The following is a 1,234-nucleotide window of genomic DNA, read 5'->3' as shown; positions in this document are numbered from 1 at the left end:
TCAGTACCGCGCTGCCGGCACCGCCAACTGGCAGGTGTTCGGCAATTACAACGTACGCGGCACCAACAACAAGAGCCAGCGTGCCAGCTATGCGATCGACGTGCCCGAGGGGCAGTACGACGTGCGCGTGCGCGTGGCCGGCAACAACACCGATGGCAGCGGCGCCGAAGCCTCGTTCGTCTGGACCACGCTGACCAGCGTTCAGCGCGACACGGCGAGCTACGCCGGCATTCCGCGCATTGGCATCCGCATGCAGGCCAACGGGCAGCTCAACGGCGCTCCGGACGAGATCCGCTGCATCGCCCATTCCATGCCGATTCCCGTCTGGACCGGCACGGAGTGGGTGACCCAGCGCACCAGCAATGCGGGGGCATGGATCCTCGCCTATGCCCGTGGCATCTACGCGCCAGATTCCACCGCACCAGGTGGACGCGCGCTGGTTGCCGGCATGGGTCTGCCCGAACGGCAGATCGACCTCGAGGGCCTCAAGGCCTTCATGCTTCACTGCGCCGCCAACAATTTCACCTACAACAACTGGATCACGGATGTCCGCAGCCACCAGCAGGTGCTGGATGTGCTGGCGCTGGCCGGGTTCGGGCAGATCAGCTGGCCGCGCGGGCGGCTGTCCGTTGGCTGGGCGGCCGATGAGCAGCCTCTGTCCGGCGTGGTCAACATGGCGACCATCAAGAAGGGCCAGTTCCAGGTCGACTACACCCTGACCAACGGCGCCGACGGCATCGAATACACCTACCTGGACAGCGCAACCTGGCAGCCCAAGACGCTGCGCGTGCCTGCCCCAGGCGTCACCACCATGCTCAACCCGGCCCAGGTGACGGGCGAGGGCGTCACCACCGAGGCGCACGCCGTGATGCTGGCCCGCTGGCACCTGGCGCAGAGCCTGTACCAGTACAAGGCGATCAGCTACAGCACCGATATCGAACACCTATCCTACAGCCGGATGTCGATGCTGGCGCTGCAGCACGACATGACGCAGTGGGGCTTCGGTGGGCGGGTCAAGGGCGCCTCGATCGCAGGCGGCAAGGTGACCCTGCAGCTTGACGAGCCCGTGCCGGCGCCGGCGCAGGGCAACGCCTTTGTTGGCCTGCGCATCCCGGGCGAGCGCGTGTACCGCGTGATGCGTGTGCAGCCCTTTGCGGGCACCAGCGACGCTCTTGTGCTGGCCGATGCCTGGCCTGCCGATGCGGCCCTCCCGGGGAACAGCGAGGCCAACCCG

At 67.0% G+C, this 1,234-nt stretch carries 1 protein-coding gene; it reads left to right on the top strand.

Features of this window, described 5'->3' with window-relative positions; translation table 11 throughout:
- Positions 1-1,234 (top strand): host specificity factor TipJ family phage tail protein (locus tag CXG43_RS01270; RefSeq protein ID WP_232767527.1); only part of this gene is annotated, 1,234 nt, incomplete at both ends.

Source organism: Stenotrophomonas sp. Bg11-02, from assembly GCF_002836635.1.
Lineage (GTDB): Bacteria > Pseudomonadota > Gammaproteobacteria > Xanthomonadales > Xanthomonadaceae > Stenotrophomonas > Stenotrophomonas lacuserhaii.
This window is presented reverse-complemented; position numbering and strand designations above follow the sequence as displayed.